This is a genomic window from Massilia jejuensis (assembly GCF_042656795.1).
Lineage (GTDB): Bacteria > Pseudomonadota > Gammaproteobacteria > Burkholderiales > Burkholderiaceae_D > Telluria > Telluria jejuensis.
Map to the genome: position 1 here is coordinate 21,351 of NZ_JBHSMS010000015.1, position 19,231 is coordinate 40,581.

The 19,231-nt window shown below is 62.1% G+C and carries 24 protein-coding genes; all 24 read left to right on the forward strand.

Annotation, left to right across the window (positions count from 1 at the left end; genetic code table 11):
- The 24 genes from ACFPOU_RS04465 to lepB all read left to right on the forward strand — a co-directional run bounded on the left by ACFPOU_RS04465 (position 1) and on the right by lepB (position 19,221).
- Positions 1-2,139 carry a TonB-dependent receptor plug domain-containing protein gene (locus ACFPOU_RS04465; RefSeq protein ID WP_379717632.1) on the forward strand — a complete coding sequence of 713 codons (2,139 nt, stop codon included), beginning with the start codon at positions 1-3 and terminating at the stop codon, positions 2,137-2,139.
- Positions 2,140-2,203: 64 nt separating this feature from the next.
- Entirely contained in the window at positions 2,204-3,145 is a 942-nt protein-coding gene (locus ACFPOU_RS04470; protein WP_379717634.1) for a hypothetical protein, read from the forward strand.
- Positions 3,146-3,226: 81 nt separating this feature from the next.
- The gene (locus ACFPOU_RS04475) at positions 3,227-4,687 is read left to right on the forward strand and encodes a sensor histidine kinase (RefSeq protein WP_379717636.1); all 1,461 of its coding nucleotides are present in this window, start codon (positions 3,227-3,229) and stop codon (positions 4,685-4,687) included.
- 293 nt (positions 4,688-4,980) lie between these two features.
- Positions 4,981-5,310 carry a DUF5658 family protein gene (locus ACFPOU_RS04480; RefSeq protein WP_379717638.1) on the forward strand — a complete coding sequence of 110 codons (330 nt, stop codon included), beginning with the start codon at positions 4,981-4,983 and terminating at the stop codon, positions 5,308-5,310.
- Positions 5,311-5,410: 100 nt separating this feature from the next.
- Positions 5,411-5,932, forward strand: coding sequence for a hypothetical protein (locus ACFPOU_RS04485; RefSeq protein WP_379717640.1), 522 nt, complete (start codon positions 5,411-5,413; stop codon positions 5,930-5,932).
- Positions 5,933-5,939: 7 nt separating this feature from the next.
- A complete protein-coding gene (locus ACFPOU_RS04490) occupies positions 5,940-6,629 on the forward strand; it encodes a DsbC family protein (RefSeq protein WP_379717642.1) in 690 nt (229 codons plus the stop codon).
- Positions 6,626-7,159: a hypothetical protein gene (locus ACFPOU_RS04495; protein ID WP_379717644.1), complete on the forward strand. Its 534-nt coding sequence runs from the start codon at positions 6,626-6,628 to the stop codon at positions 7,157-7,159. The genes ACFPOU_RS04490 and ACFPOU_RS04495 overlap by 4 nt, the downstream gene beginning before the upstream one ends.
- An 8-nt stretch (positions 7,160-7,167) precedes the next feature.
- On the forward strand, positions 7,168-7,407 hold the full coding sequence (locus ACFPOU_RS04500; protein WP_259213602.1) for a hypothetical protein: 240 nt from the start codon (positions 7,168-7,170) through the stop codon (positions 7,405-7,407).
- Complete coding sequence (locus ACFPOU_RS04505) at positions 7,392-7,907, forward strand: lytic transglycosylase domain-containing protein (RefSeq protein WP_379717646.1); 516 nt, start codon at positions 7,392-7,394, stop codon at positions 7,905-7,907. The genes ACFPOU_RS04500 and ACFPOU_RS04505 overlap by 16 nt, the downstream gene beginning before the upstream one ends.
- Positions 7,904-8,557, forward strand: coding sequence for a conjugal transfer protein (locus ACFPOU_RS04510; protein ID WP_379717648.1), 654 nt, complete (start codon positions 7,904-7,906; stop codon positions 8,555-8,557). Before ACFPOU_RS04505 ends, ACFPOU_RS04510 begins: the two co-directional genes overlap by 4 nt.
- A complete protein-coding gene (locus ACFPOU_RS04515; RefSeq protein ID WP_379717650.1) occupies positions 8,554-9,588 on the forward strand; it encodes a TraU family protein in 1,035 nt (344 codons plus the stop codon). The genes ACFPOU_RS04510 and ACFPOU_RS04515 overlap by 4 nt, the downstream gene beginning before the upstream one ends.
- Before the next feature lie 37 nt (positions 9,589-9,625).
- On the forward strand, positions 9,626-10,081 hold the full coding sequence (locus ACFPOU_RS04520; RefSeq protein WP_379717652.1) for a TrbC family F-type conjugative pilus assembly protein: 456 nt from the start codon (positions 9,626-9,628) through the stop codon (positions 10,079-10,081).
- A 74-nt stretch (positions 10,082-10,155) separates the two neighbouring features.
- Positions 10,156-10,602, forward strand: a complete 447-nt coding sequence (locus ACFPOU_RS04525) for a hypothetical protein (RefSeq protein ID WP_379717654.1) — start codon at positions 10,156-10,158, stop codon at positions 10,600-10,602.
- Positions 10,599-11,039 (forward strand): hypothetical protein, encoded by a 441-nt coding sequence (locus ACFPOU_RS04530; protein ID WP_259213588.1) that lies wholly within the window; start codon positions 10,599-10,601, stop codon positions 11,037-11,039. Before ACFPOU_RS04525 ends, ACFPOU_RS04530 begins: the two co-directional genes overlap by 4 nt.
- Before the next feature lie 13 nt (positions 11,040-11,052).
- Positions 11,053-11,649, forward strand: coding sequence for a TraE/TraK family type IV conjugative transfer system protein (locus tag ACFPOU_RS04535; protein WP_259213585.1), 597 nt, complete (start codon positions 11,053-11,055; stop codon positions 11,647-11,649).
- 23 nt (positions 11,650-11,672) lie between these two features.
- A complete protein-coding gene (locus ACFPOU_RS04540) occupies positions 11,673-12,650 on the forward strand; it encodes a TraK domain-containing protein (RefSeq protein WP_379717656.1) in 978 nt (325 codons plus the stop codon).
- A 1-nt stretch (position 12,651) separates the two neighbouring features.
- On the forward strand, positions 12,652-14,001 hold the full coding sequence (locus ACFPOU_RS04545) for a TraB/VirB10 family protein (RefSeq protein ID WP_379717658.1): 1,350 nt from the start codon (positions 12,652-12,654) through the stop codon (positions 13,999-14,001).
- On the forward strand, positions 13,998-14,660 hold the full coding sequence (locus ACFPOU_RS04550; RefSeq protein ID WP_379717660.1) for a TraV family lipoprotein: 663 nt from the start codon (positions 13,998-14,000) through the stop codon (positions 14,658-14,660). Before ACFPOU_RS04545 ends, ACFPOU_RS04550 begins: the two co-directional genes overlap by 4 nt.
- Before the next feature lie 5 nt (positions 14,661-14,665).
- Entirely contained in the window at positions 14,666-15,070 is a 405-nt protein-coding gene (locus tag ACFPOU_RS04555; protein ID WP_379717662.1) for a hypothetical protein, read from the forward strand.
- A gap of 63 nt (positions 15,071-15,133) precedes the next feature.
- Positions 15,134-15,529, forward strand: a complete 396-nt coding sequence (locus ACFPOU_RS04560; RefSeq protein WP_259213571.1) for a hypothetical protein — start codon at positions 15,134-15,136, stop codon at positions 15,527-15,529.
- A 60-nt stretch (positions 15,530-15,589) separates the two neighbouring features.
- Entirely contained in the window at positions 15,590-18,175 is a 2,586-nt protein-coding gene (locus ACFPOU_RS04565) for a TraG/VirB4 family ATPase (RefSeq protein WP_379717664.1), read from the forward strand.
- Positions 18,168-18,545: a hypothetical protein gene (locus ACFPOU_RS04570; protein WP_379717666.1), complete on the forward strand. Its 378-nt coding sequence runs from the start codon at positions 18,168-18,170 to the stop codon at positions 18,543-18,545. Before ACFPOU_RS04565 ends, ACFPOU_RS04570 begins: the two co-directional genes overlap by 8 nt.
- Positions 18,542-18,700 (forward strand): hypothetical protein, encoded by a 159-nt coding sequence (locus ACFPOU_RS04575; RefSeq protein WP_379717668.1) that lies wholly within the window; start codon positions 18,542-18,544, stop codon positions 18,698-18,700. Before ACFPOU_RS04570 ends, ACFPOU_RS04575 begins: the two co-directional genes overlap by 4 nt.
- Positions 18,697-19,221, forward strand: a complete 525-nt coding sequence (lepB, locus tag ACFPOU_RS04580) for a signal peptidase I (protein ID WP_379717670.1) — start codon at positions 18,697-18,699, stop codon at positions 19,219-19,221. The genes ACFPOU_RS04575 and lepB overlap by 4 nt, the downstream gene beginning before the upstream one ends.
- Positions 19,222-19,231 lie beyond the last annotated feature (10 nt).

Below are 19,231 nucleotides of genomic sequence, written 5' to 3' on the forward strand. Positions count from 1 at the left end.
ATGAATCGAACTTCTCGCCTGATGGCGGTCGGTGCGCTCTCGTTTTTCGCCGGCAGCCAGTCCCATGCAGGGACAAACGATGACCCTCTGTCGGACGAGGTCTCGATTGTGCTCACGCCCACTCGGCTGAAGCAGTCAATCGCAGACGTACCGGGAAGTGTGACGGTCATCACTGCGGACATGCTCGACAAGTATGGGGTGCGGTCGGTACCCGAGGCGCTGCGCCTGGTTCCCGGCATGCAGGTAACGCAGCTGTCGAACAGCGACTACCGTATCAACTACCACGGGACGAATATCTACTCGCCGCGGCGCCTGAACGTGCTGATCGACGGTGTTTCGGCTTATCGTTCGGCGTTCGCACGCGTGGACTGGGCGGCCTTGCCGGTGTCGATCGACGACATTCAGCGCATCGAGGTGACGCGGGGCCCGAACAGCGCGTCGTACGGCCCGAATTCGATGGAGGCAATCGTCAACATCATCACGAAGGATCCGCATGCGACCGACGGCGCGGCGCTGCGCGTTACCGGCGGATCGCGCGGCCAGCGGGAGGCCTACGTACGCTACGCGGGCAGCCTGGGGCAATCGACGCGGTTCCGAGGCTCGGCGGAGCATTCGCGGAACGAGGGGTTCGATCGAGTGACCAGTTTCGGTCGCCTGTCCAGCTTTCCCGACCACGACGCGGCAAAAATTAACCGGTTTAGCTGGCGGTCGACGACCGAGTTAACGCCGCGCGATCAACTCGACGTGCAGCTGTCCCTAGTGCACAGCGATCAGGAACAAATCGCAAGCGATCAGTACCAGACCACTTTCCCAGACGTCCGGCTTAAGGAAAACGACCTCAGTGTGACCTGGCGCCACACGGTGTCGGCGAGCCAGGAACTCAGGGTACAGGCCTATCAGTCCGAACACGAGAATCGGGAGGCGTGGGTCGAGTGTGTTCCCGCCCTTGCGTTCCTGCCCGAGCTTGGCGCCCTGTGGAAGGCGAATCCGGATTATGTGCGGGCGATCATCGCCGGCGTTCAACCACGCGGCGGCACAGCCCAGGACAATGCCCTGGCAGTGCAGGCCCTGCTTGCGATCCGGCTGCGCGGCGCCGCTGCATTTCAGACGACCTGCGGTGACGCCAACAACGACTATCGCGAGCGTCGGCGGGATATCGAGCTGCAGCACACTTATGTCGTCTCGAACTCGTTCCGCCTGGTCAGCGGGGTGGGCCTGCGCCGCGATGAAGCGGTGAGCCAGACCTACCTCGGCGGTACGGTAGCCAATACGACCTGGCGGGCGTTCGTGAACGCCGAATATCGACCGTTCGATTCCACGAGCATTAATGCTGGCGGGTTTTACCAGAAGGATAAGCTGACCGGTTCGTCCGTATCGCCGCGCCTGGCGCTTAACCAGCGCTTGAACGCCAACAATACCCTTCGCTTCGTGGTCTCGCGCGCCGACCGCATGCCCGACATCATCGAGCAGCGCGCTAATTGGTCGTACCTGACGACGAACATGACGCCTCCCATCAATTCCTCCGGTTCGGCCTATTTTGCCCAAACCGCGCAGGCCGCAGGTAACCTCAAGGCCGAAAAAATGCTGTCGCGCGAAGTCGGCTACAGCGGGAATTTCCCGCAATACGGTTTGATGCTCGACGCCAAGCTGTTCGACGATGAGATGTCCGGGCTAATTTCAGAGCGTCTGACCCTGGATTCCTTCAAGCCGACGAACAATGGCGAGGTACGCCTGCGCGGCGCGGAATTGCAGGCGGACCTGGACCTGGCGAACGGCTGGAGCGCTCATGCTGGCTACACTCGCCTGAGTAACCGCAGCAATACTCCGATGGAGCGAACCCAGTATTCCAGGAACAGCGCACTGCTCGGATTGGCGCGTCAGTTCGACAGCGGCTGGCGCGCCGGCTTGTCGGTGTACTGGGCGAGTGCGGCAACCGGCGGTCAAAGTCGCTACGGTCGCCAGGCCCTGACCGTGTCGAAATCTTTCCGCATCGGCTCACGCGCTACCGTGACTCCGGTGTTCTCTGTGAGTCACCTGAGCGACCGGCTTACCTCAGCGGTGTACGACGTCGACCGCATGCTGGTCAACGGCTATTCCGACTCCACGCGCTTCGCCGCCTCGCTGCGCGTGACCTATTGATCCCTTGCTGAACGCTGCCGGCCGCATTCCTGCGGTGTAGTGATTCCACTTTAACGCTACCCGCATGAGCCCATCCGCCATCGTTCACCTGCAGTCCCGCCGCCGATGGTTGGCGCGCGCCGGCGTGCTGCTGATGGGGATGGGCGCTGCTGCAGCACGTGCCGCCCCACTGCCGGCGGCTACGCGCGACCGGCGCGACCTGGTGATTGCCGTTTCCGATAGCAGCGAATCAACCCGGAAGGTTGTGACCGACTTGCGCAGGCGCTTTCCCCGTGCCCAGGTCAGCGACGCCAAGGTGCCGGCGTCCCGCAGGGCGATGGTCATCGCTGTCGGGCCGGTGGCGTTACGGGCGGTAATGGCGGACGTTGGCGAAGGCCCGGTCGTTTCCGTATTCACCTCAAGCCAGGTCTATCACTCGATTATCGAAACTGCCGGCGATCGCCGGTCTGCAGCGACAGCGATCTATGCGGAACCGTCGCCGGCCGCGCAGCTGCGCTTGGTCGGTATGTTGTTCAAGCGCCCGGTCCGCACCGCGGTGGTACTGGGCGCGCGGACGGCTTTCCTCGAGCCCTCGCTGCAGCGTGCCGCGGCCGCAACGAAGATGCCGCTCGTGGTCGAAAACTACGGTGCAGGTGATTCGATCAACGGCATCCTCAGCCGCACCAGCGACGCCCCGGCAATCCTCGCGATCCCGGACAGCCTGGTGTACAACAGTGAGAACCTGCGTACGGTCTTGCTCACCACCTACCGGAACGGCCAGGCCGTGGTCGGATTTTCTGCCGCCCTCGTGCGCGCCGGCGCGCTGGCCACCACCTATTCGGAGGTGGAGGAGATCAACGCGCAGCTCGAGGAACTGGTCAACGACTACGACCTGCATGGTCGACTGCCCGAACCGCAGTTTCCAAAGTATTTCCGGACGTTGATTAATGAAGACGTAGCGCGCTCGCTGAATCTCGTGGTCGACGAGATCGCGCGCAACTTCGCCTACAGACCTGGACAGCGGTGACATGCGATGACCTCAGCCATCCGAAAGCGTGTCTGGGCCTGGTCGTGGAAAAACCGGTCCATCAGTTGGCGGCTCAGTGTCATGGCCATCATCCCCCTGATGCTGATGGCCTTCGGCGAACTAGTGTATCTCCTCAATTCCAGTCCTTACGAGGCCAGGCAGGACCTGCGCGAGCATGGGGAGATCCTTGCCGCAGCAGTCGCCGAAAACAGCGAATACGGGCTTACCTCAGGCAACCTGAAGGACCTTGAGCGGGTCGTGCGCAGCCTGGTGATGGCGGACAAGTGGATCTACAAGATCGAGGTGTTGGATGCCAACGGCACGCTGAAAGTGGCGGTGCGGTCAAAGGAGACGCGCCAGTCCAACGGTGGCGTGTTCGGCGCCCGCGTTTATCGCCGCGCGTTGCCGGTCGACGATTTCGGCCGTGACGACGCGCCGCATTTCGCCGGCGAGCAGCAAGAAAGGGCCGAGACGACAGAGATGATCGGCGAGGTGCGCGTAGTCCTGTCCCAGCAGCAGGCGGAAACCAAGCAGCAGCGGCGGATCCTCTCCCAGTTGTTCCTGCTGGCCGTGGTGGTGTTTATAAGCGTCTGGGTCGCCACGTTGCTGGGCAAGGCCCTGCATCGCCCGATGGATATCGCCATACGCGCACTGCGCGACATCCGCGGGGGGGACTATGCGGTACAACTCGACGTCGACGACGGTGGCGAAATGGGCGAGCTTCTGGACGCCATCAACGAGATGTCCGGCAGCCTTGATGAGGCGAAGCGCAACCTGGAACGCAAGGTACAGGCGCGCACGCGCGACCTCGAGGCGTCACGTAACGAGGCATTGAAGGCCGATGCAGAGAAGCGCAGACTGATCCAGAAGGTGGATTCCGCGGTCGAGGACGAGCGCAAGAGTATCGCGATCGAAATCCACGACGAGCTCAACGCCGCGCTGCTTGGCGCACGGTACAGCTCCCGGCGCATCCTGGACATGGTCGCTGCGTCACCGCCTACCGCAGAAAGCGCGGTAATCCAGGAGAGTGCTGAATCGATCATCAAGGTGACGTCCGAGCTGTACACCAGCGCGCGCAAGATCGTGCGCCGCCTGCGGCCGGAAGTGCTCGACATGCTCGGGCTGGAAGGCGCAGTCGAGGAAATGCTGCAGACCTATGAAGCGGCGCCCGGCGCGCCGGCCTTCACGCTCAAATCGACGGGCGATGTCGGCCAGGTCGAGGGCCCACTCGCGATTGCCGCCTACCGTCTGATCCAGGAGTGCGTGTCGAACGTAGTCAAGCACGCACAGGCGGCAGAAGTCATTGTAATGGTTCAGGTACGCGACCAGGGAGATGAACGCGCCCTGCGTCTTGCCGTCATCGATGACGGCGTCGGTTTCGACCCGGACAAAGTCCAGGAAGGAATCGGTCTCATCGGCATGAAAGAGCGGGTGTACGCCTTCGCCGGCACGCTCGAGCTCAAGACTGGGCCCGGGGCAGGAACGCACGTGGAAATCCTGCTCCCACTCGCGCCCAGCGACGCCAAATCGCATGCAATCTGAGTAAGCGCTAATACTTGCATGACATATAACAAAATGCGTGGTGAATGTGAACATTTTTCTAATAACTCCGTTGCAATTGTTTTGCTTGCTACTATAGAATTGCAATTGAACTGCTAAGCCATATCCCGTTTTTTGCGCATGAAATGCTTCAACAAGTCGTGCGCGCATCCCTTCACCTACCCTCCTTTTGATGTAAGAAAAGCCAAATTCTTAATTTTGATTGATTTTTTAGTCAACTAGAATTAATATTTTCCTCGCCAGCTCGTCTACAGCGTGGTTTTGCGAGGAAAACCGTGAAGACCCCCGACCCTGTCTTTCAGCGCTCCGAACGTCGATTGCTCGCGTTCATGTGCATTCTGTTGGCACTGCTTCAGGTTCTCGACCTACATAGCAGTCTGCACGCTGCCGGCGAGGGGCGTTCCGAAACCAATCCCTTGATCCTGTGGCTGGTCGCGCACGTCGGCTTCAGCCCGGCTGTCGTGGCGTTTAAAACGGCCGCACTCGCGGTCCTGGCTGCGTACTACCACGTGGTGAGCGGCTTCAACCGGATGTTGTGGCCGTCGATTTCGCTTATCCCCGTTTGCGCCGCCTATGTCGCGGTCGTGCTGAACAACTATTCGTAGAGGATCTATGTCGATCTTTCGCTGCTCCGCCGGACATCAGTCCGCCCTTGCCTTCGGAGGCGAGCAAGTCAGCCTTCCGTGCCCCACGTGCGGTGTCGACGTGTACAAGTTCCGCGATGCGGTCCTGGATGACGAGGGGCCGCAGCCGGCGACGCCTACGGACCGTCGCCCGACGTCTCGCCGGTTTGCGCTGTCACTGGATCGGAGGGAGGTTCGTGTCGCGATCGGTGGCGGCGTTCTCCTCGCTGCAGCCGGGGTCGTGTTTGCGGTCATGCGTCCCCAGCCGACACCGCCGTCGTTGTCGAGCACGCCGGTCATTCCGATTGCAGCCGCGGTCGCCCCGCGGGCGCCGAATCCGGAAGAAGTGTCGATCATGGACTTTAATGCGGTCACGACCGGCGAGGGGACCGTGAGGGTGAGCTTCCGCCTTACGAACCGCGGCGGTACGTCCAATGGATACCCGAACCTGGCCGTGCGCTGGCACGGGGTACCTGGCGGTGGCCAGCTGATCCGCAATGACGCCTATGCCCACCCACCCCTTCCATTCACCACGGCCGATGTGGTTCTCGAGCTGGCCCGGCCAGGCGACGCCACCGGAATCGACGTCAAAATTCTCTACTGAGGACACCATGCGCGCACTTCTTTTCGCTCTCATCCTGACCTGCTGCACGCAGGCCCGTGCCGATTTCCTGCAGGACCTGCACACGAAATATCCCCAGACGAAGGACGCGGTGGTCAAGAAGGCCTTCGGCGACTTCTATTCCGTGGTACGGGGTAACGAGGTCATCTATATCAACGAAGATTTTTCGGTGCTCATCAACGGCGACGTCGTCGACCTGAAGTCGGGCCGTTCGTTGACGAACAGCCTGCGCGAAGCGAACCGTCCAAAAATCAACCCGGCCGACCTGCACGAATCGGATGCGATCCAGGTCGGCAGCGGGGCGCGCCGGATTTTCGTGTTCTCCGATCCGGACTGCCCGTTCTGCCGCCAGCTTCAGGGCGAGCTGGGCAAGCTGCAAAACGTGTCGGTATACATGCTGCCGCTGCCCCTGACGAGCCTGCACCCGAACGCGGCCAGTCTCTCCGAGCATATCTGGTGCGCCGGGGACCGGGCGGCCGCGTGGAACGGATATCTCCTGCGCGGCGTGAAGCCGGCCGAAAAAAACTGCGCCAATCCGCTCCAGCGCAATGCCGCGCTGGCTGCGAAATACCGGGTGTTAGGCACGCCAGCGATCGTATTCGAAGACGGCTCCGTCATTCCTGGCGCCGTTCCCGCGTCGGCTATCGAAGCGCGCCTGGCGACGCTGGTGAAAAAATGAAGCTTCCCTCCTGGCTCCCGTTCAGGCGCCGGACGGCACTCGTGCCGCCGCCGGCGGTGCCGGCAAGCGTCGTCATCAGCGCAGCGTCGACTTTTGACGAAGTCGCGGAGCCGCGCGATCGCGAACTGCTCGGAAAGGCAATCGCCTCGATCAACGACCAGCTGCACGAAGTGATCAATCGTAATGCCGACGGGGTAAACCGGGCGGCGATCGGCCTGAGGCGAGAAACCGATTTGTTGCTATCGCTGGGCGTCTCGGATCCGTTTGCGGGAAAGGCCGGGTCGTACGCACAGATGGCCCTCGAGCTGGCGAATACCGGACGCGGCATGAACCTGCAGGCACAGCCGCACAATCTTAGCCCGCAGGAACGCGCCGATCTGGTCGCCCGCGCCATGACGCTGATGTTGCGTGCACAGATTCTCATGGATGCGGCGAAGAAGAACAACGTCGCCAATATCGAAGCAGCCCTGGCGAGGCAAGAGCAGCTCATGCGGGGCGCACGCTCGGCCCTTGTCTGTCATCACGTATAGGTGCGGTCATGAAAATAGTCCTCGGTGTGCTCCTCAACGAATCGCGCCACAGCGCCTATCACCTGGTGTCGGTGGTCCTGTTCCTGTTGGGCTTTTTTGTCGCGCTGACGGCGACAGACCTCGGGCCGTTCGCGCCCCTACTGGTGTCGTGCGGGATCTACCTCGTGGCCGGCTCGCTGTTGTTGCAGGCGTTGTTCTGGCTGCGGGTCGGGCTGCGTAAGGTGCTGTCGCCATGGCTCGCTACCTGATCGCCCTTTGGCTGCTGCTCCTCGCGGTAGGAGCGCGCGGCGAATGCTTCGACCGTGCGGCTGCGCGGTTTAGGCTGGACGCCGACCTGTTGCGCGCCATGGCCGAGCAGGAATCCAACAACCGCGCGGACGCAATCGGCCCTCTGCTGCCCGATGGCAATCGCGGGATCGGCACGATGCAGGTGAATACCGTGCATTTGCCCGAACTCGAACGGCACCGCGTAACCAAGCAGGATCTGCTCACCGAATGCGGCAGTGTGTTCGTCGGCGCCTGGATCTTCGCGCGCTATACCAGCCTGGCTGGCGACATGTGGACTGGGGTGGGCTTCTACAACACCGGGCCGAAGTCCAAGAATTTCGACGCACAGGCCCGGTATATCGCTGCTGTGCGCCGCCGTTACGAGCGCATCAAGCGCGCCAGAGCGCAGGGTGTGTATGCACAGCGCCCGCGCGAACTCGTGCGCGCAGCCCGAACCATGAAAACGTGGGAGAGCCAATGATTCGCCATGTGTTGGCGTGGATATTCCTGGCGGCGCCTTTGGTGGCCCATCCGGAGGACTTAGGAACGCGCGGACGGACTGCTCCCGTCGACCGCGATGCGCGCGAACAGATGAAGGACAGGGTCCGGCAGAAGGAAGCCAGCGGCGAGCTTGCCCGCTTCTGGACGGACTACCGCAATAAGGTGGTCGACGCGATCAAGCGGCCGGCGCCTCTCGGGGTTCCTACCGACGCCCGTCTGCGCACGGAGCTGCACCAGCTGCGTTTCGTCATGCCCCAGGACTACCGCGACGAGAGCGGCCGGGTGGTCGTGCGACGCGGCACCGTGATCGAGCCGCTCAAGATCCAGCCGCTGACGACAGGATTGATCTTCATCGACGGCCGCGACGAGGCGCAGGTCCAGTACGCGCTTGCCGCGGGCCGGCGCGAGCGGCTCAAGATCGTCCTGACTGCCGGGTCGCCGTACGACTTGCGCGTGCGCTTCAAGGACGTGTCCTGGAACGGGATGCCGACGGTGCCGTTCTACTTCGACCAGCGGAAACTGATCATCAACCAGCTGCAGCGCCTGTACGGGATCCAGCTTCGCAGCGTGCCGGCGAAGCTCACCCAGCAGGGAGCACAACTACAGATCGAATTCGGGATGCGCAAATGAAGATGCTCTTCGCGATATTGTTTGCAGGGTGCGCTGCGCTGGCCGGTTACACGAGTGCGCAACCCGGGATCGGTCCGGTATGCACAGGCAGGTTCCCAAACCTGATCACCGACATCTGCTACGACTGCATGTTTCCGGTCAGCCTGGCCGGCAACCTGATCAACATCGGCGTCTCGGGCGACGACTACGACAGCGGCGCCGGCGGTGCGCCGGTCTGCCTCTGCGCCGCCAGTCTCACGGTGGGAACGCCGATGAGCTTCTGGGAGCCGACCTACATGGTCGACGTGACCAACAAGCCAGGATGCATGCCGCTGCTCGGCGGGATCGACATTTCCCCGCCTTTCAATTCGCTCGAGTACGGCGCCGAGCAGCGCAGCGCGGCGCCGTCCGGCTCGCTGAAAAAGAGCGCGTTCATGCACGTGAACGAATACATCAACCCCGTCATGACGGCGCTCGGCGTGATCTCGGATTCGCCATGCCTCGACCAGCGCGGCTTCGACGTGCCGTTCATCAGCTGGGCCGATCCGACCTGGAATGACGATGCGCTGGCCATGGTCTTGACTCCCTACGGCTACGCATTTGGAGGGATTCCGTCGATCGCCGCTGAAGCACCGGACGCCATCGCCGCTTCCACCGGCTTCCCGACCGCATCCCTCTTCTGGGTCGCCGGCGCATGGGGCCCGATGTATCCCGTCACCGGAAACGTGGCCTCGGCCAATTCGCCGGAACAGGTGGCCCATTTGCTGACCGCGCGCCTCTTCGCCAAGTTGCACGCCGCAGGCGTCCAGCAGTCGACCGCAGGCCTGGCGGCATTGCGCTCCTGCGGCGCGATGGGAATTCCGGAATTCCTGATGGACAAGCGGCAGTACAAGACGAACCGTGTCTTTCCCTTCCCGGACAACACATGCACCCCGTTCGGCCGCCCTCTTCTTCTGCAGGAGAAAGGGGCCGCACGGCCCCAGGACAAGGACTATGGCTACTTCATCTTTCGGAAAAAGGACTGCTGTGCGCCCGTCTACTCGCCTCTGTAATGTTTTTCTCGCCGGCGCGCTTGTCTCGACGGCGGGCATGGGCCATGGCCAGAGCCTGTTCGAAAGCATGCGTGACAGCGGCCCGGCCGGGCAAGCGGGAGGGTACGTGTTCGTCTCGGAACAGGTGAGCGATACCGCCCTCATTCCGCTCGCAAGGGACGCGCAGCGCGCCGGCTTCACCTTGGTCGTGAACGGCTTCTGGGGCGACGTCAACGCCACCCGGCAGCGCGTCGCCCGGATTAACGAAACGTGCTGCGGACAGAACGGCGCCAGGTGGCAGATCAACCCGATGCTGTTCCAGCGATATCGAGTGACGGCGGTTCCCAGCTTCGTCCTGACAGTCGGACCCGGCAACGGGCCCGGCGATTTCAGCAAGGTGACCGGGGAGATGAGCGTGGCAAACGCGCTCAAGTTCTTCGCACAGCAGTCGAAGGTACCCGCCGTCCGGCGCCTGGCAGCGACGGCATACACACGTGCGTTCGCGGCACAGTAAACAAATGCTTAATTTAGATTGACTAAAAAGCCAACTATAATTAAAGTTTTTGTAACACTCGCAAGGAGACTTTAATGAAAACCCTTGTCTTCGCCCTGGCTGTCCTGTGTTGCCAGGCTCTCGCGGCGCCGACCGGCTTTGCCGAGCGCGCGCGCTTCGGCAGCGGCGCTGCCATCGTCGAGCCAGCTGCAGGCGGCGAGTATGTCCACGGCCGGCAAGTCGCCGACAGCCGCGTGCGTACGACGCCAGTCCTGGTGCAGATCCCGCAACGTCAGGCCTACGTGTTTTTCTCGCCGGAGGAGGAACTCGCGCTCCTGAACTTCCGCGACCAGCAGCTGGCGGCGCGGATGAAGGAACGGGTCGTCGCCTCGCGTCAGCGTCATCACCGCGCCACGGCCAACTTCAATTGGCCAAAGGTCGTGGTCCGCGCCGAGGAGATCTGCGTCCCGGAGCTGGCCAGCAGCGAAGCGGTCGACTGGCGCGACCACCTGGTATGTCATCGTGAAGGAGCACTGCAATGAGCGAGGAACGGGTGCCCAAGCATGGCAAGGCCGACGTGGCATTCGCAGGAGCGCAACTGTCGGACGCGTGGTTGCTGATTGGGTCGGTGTTCGTGGCCATGGTTGCCGGCAGCATGTTCGGCTGGGTCGCCTACGTCGGCGTTCCGATGCTGGGCTTTTTTGGCACCAAGGCCTACATCCAGTGGAAGGGCAATAACCTGCCTGGCCGCTTCAGGGTGCTCCTTTACCGCTGGGGCGTCGCCGGGTATTCCGCCGCCTTCAACCGCAAGAAGAAACTGTTCATCGGCGACGGCAAGATCATCAACCCAGGCGCACTGCACATGGGAGCGATCGCACGCGCGGACGTCCTCGTGGAGGAAATCCCGCCTTTGACTTCGGTTTCAACCCACATCCCCGTAGCGCCTGTCAACGACGGCGCCCATGAACTGGTGAGCTAACAGGAACGAGAGCATGGAAATCATAACCCGAGGCTTGACCCTGGAAGGAATGGAACGGACGGTCAAGTACGTACTGACCGCGAACGTCGGCCTGTCCGGCGCTCTCCTGGTTGCGGTGATCTGCCTGTTCAACCAGGACAAGATCGTGATGCAGCAGGTTCCGGGGAGCACCGCTACCGTTGAAGTCGGTAAGGCGACGATGGATGTGGGCTCGCAGCGCGCGATCCTGATCGCGGTGACCAGCAACCTGGTCCAGGTGAATCCCACCAACGCGCACTACCAGAAGAACTTCCTGCAGGCGTTTCTGGCGCCGGCCGTGTACACGAAGATCAGCGCCGAGATCGATGCCAAGGCCAGGCTGCTGGCCGACCAACGCGAGCTCGGTTCGTACTACTTCGTCTTCCGCGAGCATCAGTACGACCCGAAGATCAACAAGCACTTTGTGATCGGCGATGTCCACACGGTCAACGCCGCGAAGGACACGCCCGAACCGTACGTATTCGAGTATGCGGGCCATGTCGACAACTACCGGTTCTTGGTGGACGACATTACTTCCTACAAGGGCGATAAGGCCCATAACTCTGGCTGGCTGGAGGCACAAAAGCGATGAAACCGACTATCCCAGTTTTCCTGATGCTGGCCGCGGTGTTCGGAACCGCGCATGCCCAGCAAAGTGCGAGCGCGCACTTTGGCGCTGCGCCGGCGAGCACGCTCGCGAGCGCATCCGCCGAATTCGCGCCGGCGACGAATACCGGCGAGCGCTGCGAGCGAACGGTTGCCGCGCCCTGCAAACCGAAGCGACCACGCAAGGTCACCGCGACACTGAAGGCGCCGTCGAGGCCAAAGGTCGATCTTCTCGCGGTGCATCCGGAAGCCGCTGTCAAGGAAACGAAGGCGCCCGAAATCGTACTGCCAGGCGTGATGAAAATTGCCGGCGCCGACGCGCATGCGCTTGACTTCAGCCGCGCCCGGATCGTCGATGTAACGAATGGCGGTGCGCAAACCGTGTACATGAGCGCCGTCGACCAGAACCGGATCCAGCTCCCATGGCCGAACCCGAAAGTGGTCGGTACCGACGAGCTGACAATCGACAAAAGCGCGACGAGCAACAATGTTTATGTCCAGTTCAAGGAAGGCGTGACACGCGGTGTCACGGTGTCGTTCGAGCAGCCCAACGGCCCCTCGGTGATCGACTTGAAGCTGGTACCAAAAAAGGAGATCACGGGGCAAGTCATCCTGGTCCGCGATTCCACCTTGCGTGCGGGCGCCCAGAAGCCGGTCAAGGGGGGCGACTACGTGAGCGAGATGCAGAACCTGATGGAGCAGGTTGCTCTCGGCGGCGCGCCGCAAGGCTTCTCGCAGTCGGACCTGGCTATCGGTCCCATCGTCATGAACGGGCTGGTGGTGACGGCACAGAAGGTGTACTCGTCCGCAGACAAGGACATCTACCTGTACGACGTCGCCAATCCCGGGCCGCAAAAGGCGTCACTGAAGGAGGAGGAATTCGATGGCGAGAACGTGCTGGCCATCTCGATTTTTCCCAAGCCGATCCTCGCCGCGAACGAGCGCACGAAGGTCATCGTCTTGACTCGCAAGGCATCGGGAGGCTGACATGTCCGGAACAGGCCTGATGGCGAAATACAAGCAGCAGTGGCAGGAAATGGACCCGAAGTTCAAGTGGGCCATGCTGGCGATCGTGATCGGTGGCGCAATCCTCTTGTTTGCGAAGTCACGCGAGCGGGCGCAGTACGAGCAGGAAGATCAGGCCCGCAAGATTGCCCAGGCGACGGTCCAGGCGGCTGCGGCGAGTGGGCCGGCGCTCCCCAACAGCGCAAACAATCTCAGCGCCTTGCCGACATCGAACCGCAACCAGGGACTCGAGGACCTGATCGCCTCGCTTGAGAAGGCGCGCGCCGACGCCAAGGATGCGCAGGAACATTCGCGGAACCTGGACGAACAAATGCGCAGGATAGGCGACCGCCTGAACCAGATGGAAACGCGCGGCGGTTCGACTTCGTTCGGGCAGACCGCGGCTGGCGAAGGCGCCGGGAGCGGCGGAGGCGGTGCCCCGGGCACGCCGGCGTACGAAAACCTGCCGCCTCCTGTCGACTTTGGCCAACCGGGGACGAACAGCAAGGCCGCAGTCGGCGAAAAAAGTCCGTTCAGCGATGCCGCGATTCCTCCAGAGGGACAGCAGGTACAGGTCAAGCGCACGTCGATGCGGGTCTGGGCGGAGGAAGCCAACCCCGCATCGTCCAAGCGGGCCGAGTCGGCGCCACCGCTGGCCATCCCGATTAACTCGGCGCTGGAAAGCGTGATGCTTACCGGGATTAACGCGCGCTCGAACTCGGCGGGTGGTGCTGCCAGCGGGACAATCCTGTCCGCCAACAATGTAGGCGCTCCCTTCGTCAGCCGCCTGAAGGGCAACGCGATCCTCCCGAATGGGTGGAAGGTCTCGGACTTCAATGACTGCTTTATCAGTGGCACTGGGATCGCCATTCTCTCGAGCGAGCGGGCGAACGTGATCGCCGACGTCATGTCGTGCATCGACAAGCAAGGCAGGATTCACGAGGCCAAGATCCGGGCTTATGGAGTCGACCTCGATGGCATCCAGGGGATCTCTGGTCGCGTGGTGACCAAGCAGGGGTCGATCCTGGCGAAAACGGCGCTGGCCGGGATCGCATCGGGTCTTGGGCAGGCATTTTCGCCGAGCTCGCTGCCGAGCTACAACCAGAACGCCCAGAGCGGGGATCGGCAAGGGGTCCAGTACCCGAACCCGAATCTGATCGCCGGCAGCGCTTTGGGCGGTGGGGTGAACGAGGCGGGCCGCGCATTGAGCAAATTTTATCTCGACTATGCGAAAGAAATGTTCCCGGTCATCGAGGTCAATGCTGGGACGCGGATCACGTGGATCCTGCAGGAATCCGTCGAGCTCAACCAGATTAAGAGGGCGAACCAATGAACCATTCCCGCAAAGTTTTCGCGTTGCTGGCTGTCGTTGCAACGCTGGCCGGCTGCAGCTTCAACCCGATCGGAGAAAGCACCTTCGACTGCAACCGGAAGGAGAACCCTTCCGAGTACTGCCGTTCCTTCAAGGCGCTGGAGAAGAGCACGAACGGCCCGCTGCCCGAGAGCCGTTTCGACAAGGAATTCAAGATGAGCGACCACGACCGCGCAACCGGGATCGCCCCCGATCCGGCCCCGGCTGGAGGAAGCGGCGGGGCTGCGGTCTCGGGGCCGCTGCCGCATCAAAGGCTGAATGCAGCGGGTGATCCGGTTGCCGGCATGCCTGTGCGAAAAGCACCGGTGGTGCAGCGGGTCAAGATCAAACGGTTCGTTGACGAAAACGACAGCCTGCAGGATGACGTGATCGTCTACCGGGAGGTCAGGGGCGCGCGCTGGTCCGGCTTCGACGGATCCGACCAGACAACCCGTGTGGCCGGCGCATACCCGCACCGTGCCAAGAACAGCACCGCTCCGGAGACCGACCAGGAACGGTCGTCTCCGCAGCAAACGAATCTCGCCCAGCCAGGCGGCGGTATCGATGGCGCGGCCGGGTCAGCAATGCTACCCGCTGGACTCCAAAGTGGTGGCGTCAATGTTCCAAAGGCAGAAAGGTAATCGATATGAAACTCCTGCAACGCATTTTCCTGCAACGCACAGGGGGCGCCCTGGTAGCCGTCGCGGCACCCCTCGCCATTGCCGGCTGTATGGCGGCGATGAACGGTGGCACCGCGCTGGCCGCCGGTCCGTTCGACGTGGTCGTCACGACGCTACGCGACATCCTGGCCAGCTCGTGGACGATCATGCTCGCCCTGGTCGTCCTGGTGGTGGCGATCTGGCAGCTGGCCCATGGTGGCGGCTACAAGACGGTCGGGCTGATCCTGGGCGTGCTCGCGATCGCGCTCGTTGGCCCGGGCTTCCTGACGACGATCTCGACCAGCATGCCGACTGCGGCGCAGGTCCAGGTGATCGAAGGCGCCCACCTCGGCGTGCACTCGGTGCCGGCGGTCCTTGTCGCGCAACGCTGAGCATCGCCCGAACCCGACCTCGTTATTCCTGATGTTTAACTGATATCCATAGCGGAGCAATTCATGAAGAACTCGATGATGCAACACGCCGGCAGCACCTTGGTCGCGGCAGTGGCCCCGATCGCCATTTTCGGCTGCATGGCAGCGATGAACGGCGGCACCGCACTGGCCACCGGTCCGTTCGACGTGGTCGTGACCACGCTGCGCGACATCCTGGCCAGCTCGTGGACGATCATGCTCGCCCTGGTCGTCCTGGTGGTGGCGATCTGGCAGCTGGCCCATGGCGGCGGCTACAAGACGGTCGGCGTGATCCTGGGCGTGCTCGCGATCGCGCTCGTGGGTCCTGGCTTCCTGACGACGATCTCGACCAGCATGCCGGACGCGCAGCAAGTCCAACTGATCGTGCAGGCCCAGCAGGCGCCGGCAGCTGCGCCCGCATTGACCCTGGTGGCCAAGTAAGGTCGCGTGTAACCAGACATGGCGGGCGTCCGCCCGTCATGTCGCTCTGGGAACCCAATCATGATCGTCATAAACCGTCCCGACCTACCGACTCAGGTGAGCAGCAGCTTTGTGCACCTTGAGAGCTATGCGCGCGCGAGCAACCTGATCGTCTCGAAGCCCGATGGTGACGGCCTGTGCGTCGGTAGGTGTTATGAGATGAGCCCCTTGTCTGGCGGCGGCGTCGAGTTCGCCGGGCTGATTCAGAACATCTACAAGAGTGCCCCCGACGACTCAGTGCTGCAGATGAGCCTGCTGAACCTCCCGGACTATGATGTTCCGTATAACCTCGTCCGCGGCAAGGGGCACGGAAACAAGCTCCTGCAGGAACTCATCCAGCGTCAGGCACTGCTGTACGAGCGCGCACAACGCATCGGCGCCCTGACCGACATGCCTATCATCAACCGAAAGACGCTGATCGTGTCGTTCATGACACCGGTCCATCTGATCAACGATGAGACGCTCGAGCTCGCGCTGGCCGCGCAAAACGAATTCCTGGCAGGGCTGAAGGCCTGCGGCTTCGTCGACGTGGAGGCCCGCACTCCCTCCCAGTTGCTGGCCATCTACCGCCAGTACCCGAACATCTACGACAGGCGCAAGGAAAAGCCGCTCGACGACCTGATGGAATTGCGGCACCAGGCATACGGTCCGGATGAGATCTTCGATTTCACCAAGGACGATTACGCGCTCTTCAACAAGCGCCTCTACTGTGCCGCGGTCGTTCCGAAATCACTGCCGCCAAGGATCTCGCACGGCCTGACAAATCTCCTGATCGGCGCGCCCCTGAATCGTGGGCAGACGAAGGATGGCGGCGGCGTGCGGATAAAGACCCCGTTCATTCTCAACGCAACGGTTCGCGTCGCCAATCAACGCAAAGAGCTGGACCGCATCGAGAAGGCACTCAAGTCACGCAACCGTGCGGACAACAACCTCCCGTTTTCACTGGGTGCCGAGAACGGCGCCGAGATTGCCAGCGACCTGGATTATCTGCTGCAGACCTGCAAGGACGGCACCAACAAGCTGACCTTCACGAGCGTGACCGCCTTCGTGTTTTCGTACGACAAGGCGGAACTGGCGCAGGCCCGGTCTGACGTCAAGACGACGATGAACAACCTGGACTTCGACGCCCGTGATGTGACCGACACGACCGGCGTGCGCTTCGTCCAGACCCTGCCGCTGAACTATTCGACCAAGATCGCCGAGAAGCTCGACTCCGAAGCCCTGGTTCCGGCCAGTGTCGCGGCCAAGCTGATGCCGATCTTCGGCGACTACCGGGGTAATGCGAGCGGATCCACTGACCGTATGGGGTCGGTTTATCTCACGCGCCGGGGCTCGGCCTTTTACCTCGATCCGTTCCTCTCCAATAAGAACAAAAACGGGGTCATTGCGGCGGCCGGGGGTGCCGGCAAGTCGTTCAAGGTGCAGTACATGATCACGAACGAGCTGGCATCGGGGACGCGGGTTGCCCTTTTCGACAACGGGAAATCCTCGAAAAAATTCTGCGAAGGCGCCGACGGCGACTTCATCGAGTTCAGCCTCGACACGCCGACACCGCCTTCGCTCAATCCTTTTACAGGGCTAAGCGAGGAAGACTTTCTGGAGCAGCATCCGGACATCACCGCATTGATCCTGAAAGCGGCCTATTTCAACGAGCCTGAGGAAAAAGGAGCGCGCATCGCCGTCAGCGAAGCAGTCAAGGCAGCCTACGGCCAGGCGCGCGGCAAGGCCGACATTAACACCGTTATCGATGCGCTCACGACGATCAAGGAGAACACCGACGACAGCAAGCACCGGAGCGAGGTACAGCTGGCGGCCTGTAACCTGATCCCCCGCCTGCGTAACTTCGTTGACTCCCCAACTCGCGGCGGATACTTCCTTGGCGAGTGCAACCTGGCTGCAAATAACCAGTTCACGGTGTTCGAGATGTCAGGGCTCGATGGCGACGAGCACCTGAAGCAATGCGTCCTGTTTTTCGTGATGAACACGATCATGCGCCAGATGAAAAAACTCGACGGGCGCAAGCTGGTCATGCTCGACGAGGCCTGGCAGCTGCTGAAGGACGAAGGTGCGTCTGCGGTGATGGAGGGCCTGTATCGAAAAGCGCGCAAGGACGAGGGCTCGATCTGGGTGATTACCCAGAGCCCGCGCGACCTGGCGAACAACGCCACCGGGGAGGTCATCCTCAGCCAGTCGGTCTGGAAGCTGGTCATGGAACAGGAGGCCGAGGAGATCGACAAGATCGTCGCCGAAGGCGTCATGACCAAATTCGCAGGCGACCCCTACTTCAACAAGCTTATCAAGGATGTGAAGACCCAAAAGGGGGTCTGTTCCGAAATGCTCATCTGCGGCGAGAACACGTACGAGGTAGTTCGCCTGTATGTGGATCGCTTTACCGCGGCGCTGTTCTCCACTGACGGCGCCGACCGCAACGTCGTGTTCCAACTCATGCGCAGCGGAGTGCCGGCGGTCGATGCGGTCAACATGGTGATCAGCGATGCTCGGGGCAAGCGCAATAAATGGCTGAAGGACATCGTGGCGCAGCTGCGCGCCGAGGACCTGAACGATACCGACATCCGCCGCGAACTCGAGGAGATCCTGAATGGCTGATACCTTCAAGAAAAGTGCGTCGTTCGCCGTGCCAGCGTTGGCGATCGCATTCCTGTGCGCCGCCTGCTTCTACGCCGGCGGCAAGTTCAGCAGCGTGACACCCAACGGCAAGTACCTCGTCGCCGACAAGAACGCAGTGATTCTGGCGGCGGTCCTGGAACGCGACAGCACCGATGCCCAGACGCTGAATGCCGAAGTCGCCCAGCCGATCCTGCAGGTCATGAAGCAGTACACCGACCAGGGTTATGTCATCGTCGACGGCGCCCGCGACGCCCACGGAAACCTGACCATTGCCGCCCTGCCGGCCGGGACACGTGACATCACGAAAGAACTGGCGGCCGCGGTTGCCCGAAAGGAGCCAACGAAATGAAGCTGCTGAGATCTATCGGAATCGTGCTTGCCCTGGCCATCGCTCTGCCGCTGGGATACGACAATGCTACGTCCATCCTCGACGGGGTCGACCGGGCCTACTGCGGCGGCCTCAAACCTGAGTCACGGCCGCTTTGCTGGAGGAATGTCGAATGAGCGCGCAGCCTGCGGCATCCGTGCCGGCGCGCCGTACCAAGCTCGCGATCGGCGTCGGCGTGGTCTGCGCCTTGTCGATCTACCTCGGGCACGGCCGCTCTTTCGTCAGCCTATCGCACGATCCTCACGAGGTCAACTGTCTTCCGGAATTGCACCTGGCCCTGCTGGTGCACCATCAGCCGGACAAGGTAGAACGCGGGGATTACCTGTTCTGGAAGGCATCGTCCATCAGCGCGCTTGCTTATGTGGGCGAGGACTTCGTCCTGAAGCGCGTTGCCGGCGTTCCTGGCGACACACTCAGCATCCGGGGCGAACAGGTCTTCATCAATGAACGCCTGGTGGCGGAAGGGCTCGAGGACGCGGTCCTCTACAAGCGTCCCGCGTCCTCCTTCCAGCGAACGGAGGTGATTCCGCCTGACCGCTATTTCGTTGTCGGTACCGCCCGCATGTCGAACGATTCGCGCTACTGGGGATACCTGCCCCACGCGAGCATCGTCGGCAAGGGCTACCGGATTTACTAACTTTCGCGCG